We start from the raw sequence: 13,675 nt of genomic DNA on the forward strand, positions 1-13,675 counted from the left end.
GAGTCGGGCGGCGCGTTGGGCACCCTCCCCGCGCGACCCCAAATAGCGTCCAGTAGGGTTTGGTCCGCATAAACATCCAAACCCCTGCCCGACGCAGGGCGGCGACCGGACCAGCGAGAAGGCCGCAGCCAACAGCGCGGGCGAGACTCTCGGGAAGGCGCTACGTGAGTCCCAACGGCTCCGACCGCTCGCCGCGGCGCCCGATGCGGCGGAAGCTGCTGCAGGCAATGACTGCGGGCCTGGTCCTGGCGACAGCCACTGGTTGCTCGTACAACTGGGAAGACTTCCCCCGCCTTGGTATGCCCACCCCGGTCACGGAGGAGGCTCCGCGGATCCTCTCCCTCTGGCAGGGCTCGTGGGCGGCCGCGCTCGCCACGGGCGTGCTGGTCTGGGGCCTGATCCTGTGGAGTGTCATCTTCCACCGGCGCAGCCGGACCAAGGTCGAAGTTCCTCCGCAGACCCGGTACAACATGCCCATCGAGGCGCTGTACACGGTGGTCCCGCTCATCATCGTCTCGGTGCTGTTCTACTTCACCGCACGTGACGAGACGAAGCTGCTCAGCCTCAGCCCGAAGCCCGACCTCACGGTCAACGTGGTCGGCTTCCAGTGGAGCTGGGGCTTCAACTACATCGAGAACGTCCCCGGTTCCTCCGGGAACGCCAAGACCGACCCGAACCTGGCCGCCATTCCGGACCGGTTCAAGAAGGACTTTCCGGCGAACGCCGGCGGTGTCTACGACGTCGGCACGCCCGCCACGAAGAACCCGCAGACGGGCAACCCCGGTCCGACCCTCTGGCTCCCCGAGGGCAAGACGGTCCGCTTCGTCCTCACTTCGCGTGACGTCATCCACTCCTTCTGGGTGGTGCCGTTCCTCATGAAGCAGGACGTCATCCCGGGGCACACCAACTCCTTCCAGGTGACCCCGAACCGTGAGGGCACGTTCCTGGGCAAGTGCGCCGAGCTGTGCGGCGTCGACCACTCCCGGATGCTCTTCAACGTGAAGGTCGTCTCCCCCGAGCGCTACGAGGCCCACCTCAAGCAGCTCGCGGCCAAGGGACAGACCGGTTACGTCCCGGCCGGCATTGAGCAGACGGGCCACGAGAAGAACCGGGAGACGAACAACCTGTGAGCATCCTCAACGAACCCCAGGGTGCCGCCGCAGCCGAAGACTCGTACGAGAACGAGCTGCCGGTACGGCGCAAGCAGCCCGGCAGCGTCGTGATCAAGTGGCTCACCACCACTGACCACAAGACGATCGGCACGCTGTATCTCGTGACGTCGTTCGCGTTCTTCCTCATCGGTGGCGTCATGGCGCTGCTGATGCGTGCGGAACTGGCGCGTCCCGGACTGCAGATCCTGTCGAACGAGCAGTTCAACCAGGCGTTCACGATGCACGGCACGATCATGCTGCTGATGTTCGCGACGCCGCTGTTCGCCGGTTTCACGAACTGGATCATGCCGCTGCAGATCGGCGCGCCCGACGTGGCGTTCCCGCGGCTGAACATGTTCGCCTACTGGCTGTACCTCTTCGGCTCGTCGCTCGCGGTCGGTGGCTTCCTCACCCCGCAGGGTGCGGCCGACTTCGGCTGGTTCGCCTACAGCCCGCTGTCGGACGCGGTCCGCTCGCCGGGCATCGGCGCCGACATGTGGATCATGGGTCTGGCCTTCTCCGGCTTCGGCACCATCCTCGGCGCGGTCAACTTCATCACCACGATCATCTGCATGCGCGCTCCCGGCATGACGATGTTCCGTATGCCGATCTTCGTGTGGAACGTCCTGCTCACCGCGGTTCTGGTGCTGCTGGCCTTCCCCGTCCTCGCGGCGGCGCTGTTCGCGCTGGAGGCGGACCGAAAATTCGGTGCGCATGTGTTCGACGCGGCAAACGGCGGAGCCCTGCTCTGGCAACACCTCTTCTGGTTCTTCGGCCATCCAGAGGTGTACATCATCGCCCTGCCGTTCTTCGGGATCATCTCCGAAGTCATCCCGGTGTTCTCGCGCAAGCCGATGTTCGGTTACATGGGCCTGATCGGCGCGACCATCGCGATCGCCGGTCTCTCCGTGACCGTGTGGGCGCACCACATGTACGTCACCGGTGGCGTTCTGCTCCCGTTCTTCTCCTTCATGACGTTCCTCATCGCCGTACCGACCGGCGTGAAGTTCTTCAACTGGATCGGGACGATGTGGAAGGGCTCGCTGTCGTTCGAGACACCGATGCTCTGGGCCGTCGGCTTCCTCATCACGTTCACCTTCGGTGGTCTGACCGGCGTCATCCTGGCCTCGCCGCCGATGGACTTCCACGTGTCCGACTCGTACTTCGTGGTGGCGCACTTCCACTACGTCGTGTTCGGCACCGTGGTGTTCGCGATGTTCTCCGGCTTCCACTTCTGGTGGCCGAAGATGACCGGCAAGATGCTCGACGAGCGTCTCGGCAAGATCACCTTCTGGACGCTGTTCGTGGGCTTCCACGGCACGTTCCTGGTGCAGCACTGGCTCGGTGCCGAGGGCATGCCGCGTCGTTACGCGGACTACCTCGCGGCCGACGGCTTCACCACGCTGAACACGATCTCGACGATCAGCTCGTTCCTGCTCGGCCTGTCGATCCTGCCGTTCCTCTACAACGTGTGGAAGACGGCGAAGTACGGCAAGAAGGTCGAGGTCGACGACCCGTGGGGCTACGGCCGTTCGCTGGAGTGGGCGACCTCCTGCCCGCCGCCGCGGCACAACTTCCTCACTCTGCCGCGGATCCGCAGTGAATCCCCGGCGTTCGACCTGCACCACCCGGAGATCGCCGCTCTCGACCAGCTCGAGAACGCCGGTCACGGTTCGGCGTCCCTCGCTGGTGGCAAGGAGGCCGGCAAGTGAAGGTCCAAGGCAAGATGTTCCTCTGGCTGGCCGTGTTCATCCTCATCATGGGGATCGTCTACGGCGTGTGGTCCAAGGAGCCGGCCGGTTCGACGGCCCTCTTCATGGGCTTCGGCCTCTGCATGATGATCGGCTACTACCTGGCCTTCACGGCCCGGCGGGTCGACAAGCTGGCGCAGGACAACAAGGAGGCCGACGTCGCGGACGAGGCCGGCGAGGTGGGCTTCTTCAGCCCGCACAGCTGGCAGCCGCTCTCGCTCGGCGTCGGCGGCGCGCTCGCCTTCACCTCCGTCGTCTTCGGCTGGTGGCTGCTGTACTTCTCGGCACCGCTCATCGTGCTCGGCCTGTGGGGCTGGGTCTTCGAGTACTACCACGGTGAGAACCGCACCCAGTAGCACGCGCTGAACGCCCGGGAGCCCGGACACTCCGTCAGGAGAGTCCGGGCTCCCTCGTTTGCCGCGACTTCTGTCCCTCACTCGGCCCACTCGGCGCGCCGTGCTTGACGAGCGTTCATAACGTGGGCTCATGAACCACTCACCGCGAATCCGCACGGTCGTCAGCTGCACCGCGCTGGTGGTCGCCCTCGGAGCGGGCGCCACCGCCTGCGGCTCCGACGGCCACCCGCTCTCGGCGAAGCCGTACGACGCGGCGGGACAGATCTCGTTCAAGGGCCTCTCCGGAGACAGCAGGAAGTCGGCCAAGGCCGACCCCGACAAGCCGCTGGAAATCACCTCGGAGAGTGACGCCGGGCGCATCACCGACGTGACCGCCACGGACGCGTCAGGACGCTATGTCGCGGGCGAACTGGCCGCCGACGGCAGCCGCTGGCACAGCACCTCGCCCCTCGCCGCGGGCGCCCACTACACGGTCCGCGTGAGCACGGAGGACGAGGACGGCGCCCCCGGCCGCAAGGTCATCGGCTTCGACACCAGTACGCCCAAGACCAAGAAGCTGCTGAACGTCGAGTTCGGGCCCAAGACCGGCAAGTACGGCGTCGGCCAGCCCATAACCGCCGAACTCAGCGCCCCCGTCAAGGACAAGGCGGCCCGCACCGTCGTCGAACGCGCCCTCAGGGTCGACTCCACCCCCGCGGTGGACGGCGCCTGGTACTGGGTGGACGACAAGACGCTGCACTACCGCCCCAAGGACTACTGGCCCGTCCACGCCACCATCACGGCACACAGCAACCTCGCCGGCGTCAGGATCGGCGAGCGTCTGTGGGGCGGCGACGCCAAGCCTGTGAAGATCACCACGGGCGACCGCCTGATCGCCATGACCGACGCCGCCACGCACTCCATGACGGTCTACCGCAACGGCCAGGACATCAAGGAGATTCCCGTCACCACCGGGAAGCCCGGCTTCGACACGCGCAACGGCGTCAAGGTCGTGCTCGGAAAGGAGTCCCTCGTACGGATGCGCGGTACCAGCATCGGTATCGCCGAGGGCAGTTCGGACTCCTACGACCTGGAGGTTCGCTACGCGACCCGGGTCACCTGGAGCGGCGAGTACGTGCACGCTGCGCCCTGGTCGACCGGCTCCCAGGGGTACGCCAACGTCAGCCACGGCTGCACCGGTATGAGCACCGAGAACGCCGAGTGGTTCTTCAACACGTTCAACGAGGGCGACATCGTCAAGGTCGTCAACTCCGACGGCAAGACGATGGACGCGTTCGGCAACGGGTTCGGCGACTGGAACCTCGGCTGGAAGAACTGGCGCGCGGGCAGCGCCCTGGCGGGCGGATCCCCGGACGCCCCGAGCCCGGCCCAGCGCGCGAGGCTGCGTCCCGAGAGCGTGTGAGGCCGCGCCCCTCGCGGGGCGCGGGTTCCTCAGACGCTCTGAAGGTTCCTGCGACGCAGCAGGGAGGCCAGTGAGGCGGCGAACTCCACCGGGTCGACCGGCAGGGTCACCGCGGCGTCCGCGCGGCTCCAGGTGGCCAGCCAGGCGTCCTGCGGGCGCCCGATGAGGACCAGCGCGGGCGGACAGTTGAAGATTTCGTCCTTGATCTGCCGGCACACCCCCATGCCGCCCAGCGGAACCGCCTCGCCGTCCAGCACGCAGACGTCGATGCCGCCCTTGTCGAGCTCCTTGATGACGGCGGCCGGCGTCGCGCACTCGACGAACTCGACGAGGGGAACGTCCGGGGCGGGCCTGCGCCCGGTGGCGAGCCGCACCTGTGCGCGGGTGTTGGAGTCGTCGCTGTAGACCAGCACCGTGGCGGTCGGCTGCATTCTTCCTCCGAGACGTCAGCGTCGTACGGACATCAAGCGATCGGGCCGATCGTCCCCGGCCCGATGCGCGGATGCTACTCCCTTGAACACCTCGTCAACACCGGTTCGGACAGGGCTTCGATGGGCCATACGGGCTGGACACACCCCGTCAACACCCCGAACGGCACCCCCCGGGGTGAGGGCGGGATAAGCGACCGACATAATGTCGGTCGTGGCGACAGCAACGACAGTAGAAACCGGGCACGCGCACCCGTCGGTCAATCGGCCGAACCTCACCAGCGTCGGAACCATCATCTGGTTGAGTTCCGAGCTGATGTTCTTCGCGGCCCTCTTCGCGATGTACTTCACCCTGCGATCGGTGACCGGGCCGGCTCACTGGAAGGAAATGGCGTCCAGCCTGAACCTTCCGTTCTCGGCGACGAACACCACGATCCTGGTGCTCTCCTCCCTGACCTGTCAGCTCGGCGTGTTCGCCGCCGAGCGCGGGGACGTGAAGAAGCTCCGGATGTGGTTCATCGTCACCTTCATCATGGGCGCGACCTTCATCGGCGGTCAGGTCTTCGAGTACACCGAACTGGTCACGAAGGACGGGCTCTCGCTCTCCTCCGACCCGTACGGCTCGGTGTTCTACCTGACCACCGGCTTCCACGGACTGCATGTGACGGGCGGCCTCATCGCCTTCCTGCTGGTCCTCGGTCGCACCTACGCGGCTCGGAGGTTCACTCACGAGCAGGCAACCGCCGCCATCGTCGTGTCCTACTACTGGCACTTCGTCGATGTCGTCTGGATCGGCCTTTTCGCCACGATCTACCTGATCAAGTAATCGGGCCCACGCCCGAAACATCCAGAAGCACCGACGCAGAAGATCCTGACACCGGGGTAATCCGTGAAAAAGCTCTCCGCACGACGACGCCATCCGCTGGCGGCGGTCGTCGTCCTACTCCTCGCGCTGGCGGCCACCGGGGGGCTGTACGCCGCGTTCGCACCCGCGGGCAAGGCGCAGGCCGATGAAACCGCCCAGTCCCTCGGTATCACCGAAGGCAAGAAGCTGTACTCCGTGGGCTGCGCAAGCTGCCACGGAACCGGCGGTCAGGGCAGCTCCGACGGTCCCAGCCTGGTCGGCGTGGGCGCCGCGGCAGTCGACTTCCAGGTCGGCACCGGCCGTATGCCGGCCCAGCAGCCGGGCGCTCAGATCCCGCGCAAGAAGGTCATCTACTCGCAGGCCGAGATCGACCAGCTCGCGGCCTACATCGCCTCGCTCGGCGCCGGCCCCACGATTCCGACCAAGAGCCAGGTCAGCCCCGAGGGCGCGGACATCGCCAACGGCGGTGAACTCTTCCGTACCAACTGCGCCCAGTGCCACAACTTCACCGGCAAGGGCGGCGCGCTGACGCACGGCAAGTTCGCGCCGAGCCTGGAGGGTGTCGACCCGAAGCACATCTACGAGGCCATGCAGACGGGCCCGCAGAACATGCCGTCCTTCCCCGACACCACGCTGACGGAGAAGAACAAGCAGGACATCATCGCGTACCTCGACGCGGTCAACGGTGACGACACCGAGAGCCCGGGCGGTCTTGAGCTGGGCGGCCTCGGGCCGGTCAGCGAGGGCCTGTTCGGCTGGGTCTTCGGTCTCGGAACCCTGGTCGCCGTCGCCGTCTGGGTCGCCGCTCGGACCGCAAAGGCCAAGAAGTCATGAGTAGCCAAGACATTCCAGAAGAGAACGTGCCCGCTGAGCGGGCCTCCGACGACCACGCCGAGCACGGTCATGGCGCGGTAGCCGTCGCGGACGAGCAGAACCCGTTCGCGGATCCGGGGCTGCCGCCCCACGAGCACCGCATCCAGGACATCGACGAGCGGGCCGCCAAGCGGTCCGAGCGTCTTGTCGCGATGCTGTTCGTGCTGTCGATGGTGGCCACCGTCGGCTTCATCACCTCGTACGTGGCGATCCCGAACGACAAGTCGATCTTCGTCTTCCCGCTCGGGCACATCAGCGCGCTGAACTTCGCGCTGGGCATGTCGCTCGGTGTGGCGCTCTTCGCCATCGGCGCGGGCGCGGTCCACTGGGCCCGCACCCTGATGTCCGACGTGGAGATCGCCGACGAGCGTCACCCGATCGAGGCGGAGCCCGAGGTCAAGGCCAAGGTCCTGGCCGACTTCAAGCAGGGCGCCAAGGAATCGGTGCTCGGCCGCCGCAAGCTGATCCGCAACACGATGTTCGGCGCGCTGGCCCTGTTCCCGCTCTCCGGCGTCATGCTGCTGCGCGACCTCGGCCCGCTGCCCGGCACGAAGCTGCGCCACACGCTGTGGTCCAAGGGCAAGCTCCTCGTCAACATGAACACGAACGAGCCGCTGCGTCCCTCGGACGTGGCCGTCGGTTCGCTCACCTTCGCCAAGCCCGAGGGCCTGGAGGTGCACGACGAGGACTTCCAGACGGAGATCGCCAAGGCGGCCCTGATGATCATCCGGCTCCAGCCGGAGAACATCAAGGACAAGCAGGAACTCGAGTGGTCCTACCAGGGCATCGTGGCCTACTCGAAGATCTGCACCCACGTCGGCTGCCCGATCTCCCTGTACGAGCAGCAGACGCACCACGCGCTCTGCCCGTGCCACCAGTCCACCTTCGACCTCTCCGACGGCGCCCGAGTCATCTTCGGCCCGGCCGGTCACGCCCTGCCGCAGCTGCGCATCGGTGTGAACGCTGAGGGTTACCTCGAGGCGCTCAGCGACTTCGAGGAGCCCGTCGGTCCTGCATTCTGGGAGCGCGGATGAGCACTACCACCACCTCCGACTCGCGCTCCTCGCGCGAGAAGGCGCCCGCCGGTGAGCGGGTCGCCGACTGGGCCGACGGCCGTCTGGGGATCTACTCCCTGGCCAAGTCCAACATGCGCAAGATCTTCCCCGACCACTGGTCGTTCATGCTGGGTGAGATCTGCCTCTACAGCTTCATCATCATCATCCTCACGGGTGTGTACCTGACCCTGTTCTTCCACCCGTCGATGAACGAGGTGGAGTACCACGGCAGTTACATCCCGCTGCAGGGCCAGCTGATGTCCGAGGCGTTCAACTCGACCATGCACATCTCCTTCGATGTGCGCGGTGGTCTGCTGATCCGGCAGATCCACCACTGGGCGGCGCTGATCTTCCTCGCCGGCATGTTCGTGCACATGATGCGCGTGTTCTTCACGGGTGCGTTCCGCAAGCCCCGTGAGGTCAACTGGGTCTTCGGATTCCTGCTGTTCGTCCTCGGCATGTTCACCGGCTTCACCGGTTACTCGCTCCCGGACGACCTGCTCTCCGGCACCGGTGTCCGCTTCATGGAAGGCGCGGTCCTGTCCGTGCCGATCGTGGGCACGTACCTGTCGTTCTTCCTGTTCGGCGGCCAGTTCCCGGGCGGCGACTTCGTGGCCCGCTTCTACTCGGTGCACGTGCTGCTGCTGCCGGGGATCATGCTCGGCCTCGTGGTGGGCCACCTGATCCTGGTCTTCTACCACAAGCACACGCAGTTCGCGGGTCCCGGCAAGACGAACAACAACGTCGTCGGCATGCCGCTGCTGCCGGTCTACATGGCCAAGGCCGGAGGCTTCTTCTTCCTGGTCTTCGGTGTCATCGCGGCCATCGCGGCGATCGCCTCGATCAACCCGATCTGGGCGATGGGTCCGTACCGTCCGGACATGGTGTCCACGGGCGCCCAGCCCGACTGGTACATGGGCTTCTCCGAAGGCCTCATCCGTGTCATGCCGGGCTGGGAGATCAACCTCTGGGGCCACACGCTCGTCCTGGGCGTGTTCATCCCGCTGGTGATCTTCCCGCTGGTCCTGGTCGCGATCGCGGTCTACCCGTTCATCGAGTCCTGGGTCACCGGCGACAAGCGCGAGCACCACATCCTGGACCGCCCGCGCAACGTCCCGACCCGGACCGCGTTCGGTGCCGCCTGGATCAGCTGGTACTTCGTGCTGCTCGTCGGCGGCGGCAACGACATCTGGGCCACGCACTTCCACCTGGCGATCAACTCGATCACCTGGTTCGTGCGGATCGCCTTCTTCGTCGTGCCGGTGCTCACCTTCATCGCCACCAAGCGGGTCTGCCTCGGCCTCCAGCGCCGGGACCGGGACAAGGTGCTGCACGGCCGCGAGTCGGGCATCATCAAGCGCCTGCCGCACGGTGAGTTCATCGAGGTCCACGAGCCGCTCAGCCAGGACGCGCTGCACACGCTCACCGCGCACGACCAGTACAAGCCGGCCGAGATCGGCCCGACGGTCGACGAGAACGGTGTCGAGCGCAAGGTCTCGGGCGCGAAGAAGCTGCGCGCCAAGATGAGCCAGGGCTTCTACGGGGAGGACAACCAGATCCCCAAGCCCACCGTCGAGGAGTACAAGGAGATCACGAGCGGCCACGGCCACCACTGATCCCCTGATCCCCGGCTGTTCGCCATGGCAGGAGCCCCGTCCACGCAACGGACGGGGCTCTTTGCCGTCTCCCGGGCTGGATAGGGTGGACTCACCCCGTGGTGCGGGGTGATCCACCCCGCGTCACCTACGACCGCGTCACCGACCACCGCGTGACCTACGAACCCAGGAGCGACCATGAGCGCTGTGAACCCCGCTGGAGGCGACACCGCGGCGGGCCGTTCCTGGCCGGCGGTACTGAACGGCCTGCTCGAGGGCCGCGACCAGAGCGCGGACGACACGGCCTGGGCGATGGACCGCATCATGCGCGGCGAGGCGACCGACGCGCAGATCGCCGGGTTCGTGGTGGCCCTGCGGGCCAAGGGCGAGACCGTCCAGGAGATCACCGGACTCGTCCGGGCGATGTACGAGCACGCCAATGTGATCGAGGTGCCCGGACACACCGTCGACATCGTCGGAACGGGCGGCGACGGCGCGAAGACCGTCAACATCTCCACGATGTCCTCGATCGTGGTGGCCGGCACCGGCGCCAAGGTCGTCAAGCACGGCAACCGGGCCGCGTCCTCGGCGTCCGGCTCGTCGGACGTCCTGGAGAAGCTCGGCGTCAATCTCCAGCTCACGGTGAAGCGGGTCGCCGAGGTCGCCGAGGAAGCCGGGATCACCTTCTGCTTCGCGGTGAAGTTCCACCCGGCGCTGCGTCATGTGGCGGCGGCGCGCGGCCAGTTGGGCATCCGGACGACCTTCAACGTGCTCGGCCCGCTGACGAACCCGGCGCGGGTGAAGGCCCAGGCGGTCGGGGTCGCCGACCCCCGTATGGCGCCGATCGTGGCGGGCGTGTTCGCCGAGCGCGGCAACTCCTCGCTGGTCTTCCGCGGCGACGACGGACTCGACGAACTGACCACCACCGCGGGCTCCCACGTCTGGGTGGTCCGCGACGGCGTGGTCACCGAGGAGTGCTTCGACCCGCGTGACGTCGGGCTCGACATCGTCCCGGTGGAGGCCCTGCGCGGCGCCGACGCCTCGTACAACGCGGAGGTCGCCCGGCGTGTGCTGGACGGCGAGCGGGGGCCCGTACGGGACGCGGTCCTGCTGAACTCGGCGGCGGCCCTGGTGGCCCTGTCGCCGACCGGCGCGCCGCTCGCGGACCAGCTCCGCGCCGGAATGGAGAAGGCGGCCGAGGCGATCGACTCCGGCGCCGCCAGGCGCACCCTGGACCGCTGGGTGGCCGCCAGCAACGCCTGATCCACCGGTGACACGGAGGAAACGGAGCAAGGCGCGGTCCACGATCCGGACCGCGTCTTGCGCTGGGAAGATCCTCTGGCAAGATGCTGTACCAGGTCATGAGTGACAGCCATCAGGCCCCGGCCGGCTGTCCGGCAACCCTCCGTCCGTGGCGGGGTGCCCCGGGTGAAGACCAGGTCGTAGGCAGCGAGGCCTACGGCAAGCGCGGACCCCTCCCGCCCTCCGGGCGGACGCAACCAGGGGTCCTGGTCGTTCGAGGGAGCCTTCTGTGAGCAAGCGAATGCGATAGGGCGTAGAGCCCCGCCCCCGCACACCCTTTTCACCTTTCCCGCGCTGAGCGCTGCCTCCCGGCGGCCGGCTCGCGCGGTGATCCCGCCTGCCTCTCACAGGAGCTCGCCATGTCTGTCTCCACCGTTGCCGCCGACCAGTCTGTTTGTGCCCCTCTGGCCGTTCTGGGCCGGGATGTCACCGTCCCGCTCGTCACCGGCGGCGAGGTCACCTACGCGGCCCTCGACTACGCCGCCAGCGCGCCCGCCCTCCAGCGGGTGTGGGACGACGTGGCCGCGTACGCCCCGTACTACGGCAGCGTCCACCGGGGCGCCGGCTACCTCTCGCAGCTGTCCACCGACCTCTTCGAGAACGCCCGCAGGACCGTCGAGGAGTTCCTCGACTGCCGCGCCGACGACCAGGTGGTCTTCACCCGCTCCACCACCGACTCGCTCAACCTGCTCGCCGCCGCGCTCCCGGCCGACTGCCAGGTCTTCGTCTTCGAGACCGAGCACCACGCCTCGCTGCTGCCCTGGCGCGACGCCCGGGTGACCTACCTGAACGCACCGCGCACCCCGGGCGAGGCCGTCGACACCCTGGAGCGCGCCCTCGCCGCCCGCACTGTGTCCATTGAAGGGGGCTACGGGCCGGCCCTGGTCTGCGTCACCGGCGCCTCGAACGTCACCGGGGAGCTGTGGCCGGTGCGTGAACTGGCCGCAGCCGCGCACGCCCACGGCGCCCGCATCGTCCTCGACGCCGCGCAGCTCGCCCCGCACCACCCGGTGTCGGTCCAGGACCTCGACGTCGACTGGGTCGCCTTCTCCGGGCACAAGCTGTACGCGCCCTTCGGCTCCGGTGTCCTCGCGGGCCGCTCCGACTGGCTGCTCGCCGCCGAGCCCTACCTCGCGGGCGGCGGCGCCAGCCGCAAGGTCACCCGGCGTACGGACGGCGGCGTGGACGTGGAGTGGCACGACAGCGCCGCCCGGCACGAGGCCGGCTCGCCGAACGTCATCGGCGCCTACTCGATCGCGTCGGCCTGCAAGGCGCTCACCGACGAGGGCTTCGACAAGCTCGTCGCCCGTGAGCAGCACCTGATCCGTACCGTCCGCGCGGGCCTCGCCGAGGTCCCCGAGGTCCGGGTCCTGTCCCTCTTCGGTGACGACGCCCCGCGGGTCGGCGTCATCTCCTTCGTCGTCGAGGGCTGGAACAGCTCGCACTTCGCGGCCGCGCTCTCCGCCGAGTACGGCATCGGCGTCCGCGACGGCCTCTTCTGCGCCCACCCGCTGGTCCGCACGCTGCTCGGCAGCGACCCCGGGACCCAGGGGGAGTGCGGCGCCCCCGAGGCGGCCCCCGGGGAGAAGTCCCTCAACGCCATCCGCGTCAGCTTCGGGGCCGGTACCCCCGACGAGCACGTGGAGCGGTTCGTCCGCGCGGTGCGCGAGCTGGTCAGGGACGGCGCCCGCTGGCAGTACCGCACCGAGGGCGGCCGCTGCGTCCCGGCGGTCTGACGCCCGAAGCCGTTCCGCCCGGAGGCGGTGTTCCGTCGGTCAGGAGTCGAGGCCGATCGCGAACGCCGCCTCCAGGTCGTGCTGGGAGTACGTACGGAACGCCACGTGCGTGTCCGTCGCCTCGACGCCCGGGATCTTGCTGATCTTGCCGGGGATGACGTCCGCGAGGTCGTCGTGGGCCTTGACCCGGACCATCGCGATCAGGTCGTAGGTGCCGGTGACGGAGAAGACCTCGCTGACGCTCTCCAGCGACGCGATCGACTCGGCGATCTCGGGGATCCGGTCCACGCTGGTCTTGATGAGGACGATCGCGGTGATCACGGCTGGTTCTCTCCCTAGGGGGCCGCTGCTGGGGATCTCACCCTACTCGCGGTCCACCTGACCCGGCCGTTCGGCCGGGGGCCCCGGGAGCAGCCCCGGAGCGGGCGCGACGGCCGTACGGTGACGGAACCGCGCCCACGCGTAGACGAAGCCCAGGGAGAAGCCCACGAGGTGGGCCAGATAGGCGACCCCGGGGCCCGAGGCGCTGCGGCCCGCCGCCAGCCACTGCAGGGTGAACCAGAACGGCAGCACCACCCAGGCCGGGAACCGCAGCGGCAGGAAGAACAGGAACGGGAAGAGACTGGTCACCCGGGCCTTGGGGAACAGGTACAGGAACGCGCCCAGCACCGCCGAGATCGCTCCGGAGGCCCCGACCAGGGACTGCTGCGAGCCGGCGTTGGCGGCGGCGTAGCCGAGCAGGGCCAGATATCCGCAGCCCAGGTAGAAGAGGGCGAACTCCAGATGGCCCATGCGCTCCTCGGTCATCAGCCCGAAGACGTAGAAGAAGAGCATGTTGCCCAGGAGGTGGAGCCAGCTGCCGTGGATGAACAGGGCGGTCGCGGGGGTGAGCGCCTCGCGCGGGGCCCCGCCGAACAGCTCGGCCGGCACCACGCCCCAGCGGCGGAAGTACGCCCGCTGGGCGACCAGCAGTTCGTCCCCGGTGCCGTACGCGGGATCGAGCCCCGAGGCGGGACCGATCACGAAGATCAGACAGCACAGGACGATCAGCCCGTACGTCACCGGCGCCGGCCGACCCCGCAGCGCCCTGCCGACCGCCGTGCTCCAATTGCCGATCATGGTGCAGAGCATGACGTAACCGCACCGATGCGCACAGACCGC

The 13,675-nt window shown here is 67.9% G+C and carries 13 protein-coding genes and 1 riboswitch; of the genes, 10 read left to right on the plus strand and 3 right to left on the minus strand.

The features are described from left to right. Positions 1 to 164: 164 nt before the first annotated feature. From ctaC to ACZ6KY_RS00610, 4 genes are all read left to right on the plus strand, one after another. Positions 165 to 1,130: an aa3-type cytochrome oxidase subunit II gene (ctaC, locus tag ACZ6KY_RS00595; RefSeq protein ID WP_469308106.1), complete on the plus strand. Its 966-nt coding sequence runs from the start codon at positions 165 to 167 to the stop codon at positions 1,128 to 1,130. After that, complete coding sequence (gene ctaD, locus ACZ6KY_RS00600; protein ID WP_469308107.1) at positions 1,127 to 2,863, plus strand: aa3-type cytochrome oxidase subunit I; 1,737 nt, start codon at positions 1,127 to 1,129, stop codon at positions 2,861 to 2,863. The genes ctaC and ctaD overlap by 4 nt, the downstream gene beginning before the upstream one ends. Then, positions 2,860 to 3,258 (plus strand): cytochrome c oxidase subunit 4, encoded by a 399-nt coding sequence (locus ACZ6KY_RS00605; RefSeq protein ID WP_469308108.1) that lies wholly within the window; start codon positions 2,860 to 2,862, stop codon positions 3,256 to 3,258. The genes ctaD and ACZ6KY_RS00605 overlap by 4 nt, the downstream gene beginning before the upstream one ends. Before the next feature lie 130 nt (positions 3,259 to 3,388). Beyond that, entirely contained in the window at positions 3,389 to 4,660 is a 1,272-nt protein-coding gene (locus tag ACZ6KY_RS00610) for a L,D-transpeptidase (protein ID WP_469308109.1), read from the plus strand. Positions 4,661 to 4,689: 29 nt separating this feature from the next. On the opposite strand, the gene ACZ6KY_RS00615 is transcribed toward ACZ6KY_RS00610, so the two are convergent. After that, positions 4,690 to 5,091 carry a response regulator gene (locus ACZ6KY_RS00615; RefSeq protein ID WP_469308110.1) on the minus strand — a complete coding sequence of 134 codons (402 nt, stop codon included), beginning with the start codon at positions 5,089 to 5,091 and terminating at the stop codon, positions 4,690 to 4,692. 202 nt (positions 5,092 to 5,293) lie between these two features. On the opposite strand from ACZ6KY_RS00615, the gene ctaE reads away from it, so the two are divergent. The 6 genes from ctaE to ACZ6KY_RS00645 all read left to right on the plus strand — a co-directional run bounded on the left by ctaE (position 5,294) and on the right by ACZ6KY_RS00645 (position 12,514). Then, entirely contained in the window at positions 5,294 to 5,914 is a 621-nt protein-coding gene (gene ctaE, locus ACZ6KY_RS00620; RefSeq protein WP_469308111.1) for an aa3-type cytochrome oxidase subunit III, read from the plus strand. 63 nt (positions 5,915 to 5,977) lie between these two features. Continuing rightward, complete coding sequence (gene qcrC / locus ACZ6KY_RS00625; RefSeq protein ID WP_469308112.1) at positions 5,978 to 6,787, plus strand: cytochrome bc1 complex diheme cytochrome c subunit; 810 nt, start codon at positions 5,978 to 5,980, stop codon at positions 6,785 to 6,787. Continuing rightward, entirely contained in the window at positions 6,784 to 7,860 is a 1,077-nt protein-coding gene (gene qcrA, locus ACZ6KY_RS00630) for a cytochrome bc1 complex Rieske iron-sulfur subunit (RefSeq protein WP_469308113.1), read from the plus strand. Before qcrC ends, qcrA begins: the two co-directional genes overlap by 4 nt. Next, positions 7,857 to 9,497 carry a cytochrome bc1 complex cytochrome b subunit gene (gene qcrB, locus ACZ6KY_RS00635; protein WP_469308114.1) on the plus strand — a complete coding sequence of 547 codons (1,641 nt, stop codon included), beginning with the start codon at positions 7,857 to 7,859 and terminating at the stop codon, positions 9,495 to 9,497. Before qcrA ends, qcrB begins: the two co-directional genes overlap by 4 nt. 177 nt (positions 9,498 to 9,674) lie before the next feature. Further along, positions 9,675 to 10,739 (plus strand): anthranilate phosphoribosyltransferase, encoded by a 1,065-nt coding sequence (gene trpD, locus ACZ6KY_RS00640; RefSeq protein WP_469308115.1) that lies wholly within the window; start codon positions 9,675 to 9,677, stop codon positions 10,737 to 10,739. 94 nt (positions 10,740 to 10,833) lie between these two features. After that, positions 10,834 to 10,950: riboswitch (SAM riboswitch) on the plus strand. Positions 10,951 to 11,137: 187 nt separating this feature from the next. Then, on the plus strand, positions 11,138 to 12,514 hold the full coding sequence (locus ACZ6KY_RS00645; RefSeq protein ID WP_469308116.1) for an aminotransferase class V-fold PLP-dependent enzyme: 1,377 nt from the start codon (positions 11,138 to 11,140) through the stop codon (positions 12,512 to 12,514). 39 nt (positions 12,515 to 12,553) lie between these two features. Here ACZ6KY_RS00645 and ACZ6KY_RS00650 read toward each other — a convergent pair whose 3' ends face one another. Both ACZ6KY_RS00650 and ACZ6KY_RS00655 read right to left on the minus strand, forming a co-directional pair. Continuing rightward, entirely contained in the window at positions 12,554 to 12,835 is a 282-nt protein-coding gene (locus tag ACZ6KY_RS00650) for an Lrp/AsnC family transcriptional regulator (RefSeq protein WP_326788250.1), read from the minus strand. Between the two features lie 42 nt (positions 12,836 to 12,877). Beyond that, positions 12,878 to 13,633 (minus strand): rhomboid family intramembrane serine protease, encoded by a 756-nt coding sequence (locus tag ACZ6KY_RS00655; protein ID WP_469308117.1) that lies wholly within the window; start codon positions 13,631 to 13,633, stop codon positions 12,878 to 12,880. Positions 13,634 to 13,675: the final 42 nt, after the last annotated feature.

The organism is Streptomyces sp. NPDC042002 (assembly GCF_055588305.1).

Excerpts from the sequence above, each read along its gene's own strand:
- ACZ6KY_RS00655 (WP_469308117.1), bottom strand. The coding sequence starts at position 13,633 with ATGATCGGCAATTGGAGCACGGCGGTCGGCAGGGCGCTGCGGGGTCGG.
- ACZ6KY_RS00610 (WP_469308109.1), top strand. The coding sequence starts at position 3,389 with ATGAACCACTCACCGCGAATCCGCACGGTCGTCAGCTGCACCGCGCTG.
- qcrB (WP_469308114.1), top strand. The coding sequence starts at position 7,857 with ATGAGCACTACCACCACCTCCGACTCGCGCTCCTCGCGCGAGAAGGCG.
- ctaE (WP_469308111.1), top strand. The coding sequence starts at position 5,294 with ATGTCGGTCGTGGCGACAGCAACGACAGTAGAAACCGGGCACGCGCAC.
- ACZ6KY_RS00645 (WP_469308116.1), top strand. The coding sequence starts at position 11,138 with ATGTCTGTCTCCACCGTTGCCGCCGACCAGTCTGTTTGTGCCCCTCTG.
- qcrA (WP_469308113.1), top strand. The coding sequence starts at position 6,784 with ATGAGTAGCCAAGACATTCCAGAAGAGAACGTGCCCGCTGAGCGGGCC.
- ACZ6KY_RS00615 (WP_469308110.1), bottom strand. The coding sequence starts at position 5,091 with ATGCAGCCGACCGCCACGGTGCTGGTCTACAGCGACGACTCCAACACC.
- trpD (WP_469308115.1), top strand. The coding sequence starts at position 9,675 with ATGAGCGCTGTGAACCCCGCTGGAGGCGACACCGCGGCGGGCCGTTCC.